Origin of the sequence: Paraburkholderia tropica, from assembly GCF_914484835.1 — a bacterium.
GTDB lineage: Bacteria > Pseudomonadota > Gammaproteobacteria > Burkholderiales > Burkholderiaceae > Paraburkholderia > Paraburkholderia tropica_A.
This window is the reverse complement of the sequence record NZ_CAJZAR010000100.1, coordinates 24,164-24,426: the sequence shown is the minus strand read 5'-3', so window position 1 is coordinate 24,426 and position 263 is coordinate 24,164. Positions and strand designations below refer to the sequence as shown.

The following is a 263-nucleotide window of genomic DNA, read 5'->3' as shown; positions in this document are numbered from 1 at the left end:
CGCGCGGGCGACGCGCCGAGCGAGGCCGCGCGGCGCGGGTTGTCGCGCACGGCGTTGGCGAGCCGCACGAACGGCGCGCGAGAGAGCACGCGCATCGCTACGCAGGCCGCGAAGCACCACGCCGCGATCAGCCAGTAGGCCTGACGGTCGGGGCCGAAGCTCCAGCCTGCGAGCGCCGGGCCGCTCGCGCGGTCGATCGGCACGCCCGCCTCGCCGCCGAACCAGTCCGGCAACGCCCACGCGGCGGCGGCCACCAGTTCGCC

General features: G+C 77.9%; 1 pseudogene. It reads right to left on the bottom strand.

The features are described from left to right. A pseudogene (locus LDO54_RS39375) lies at positions 1 to 263 on the bottom strand (branched-chain amino acid ABC transporter permease); the annotation flags it as partial.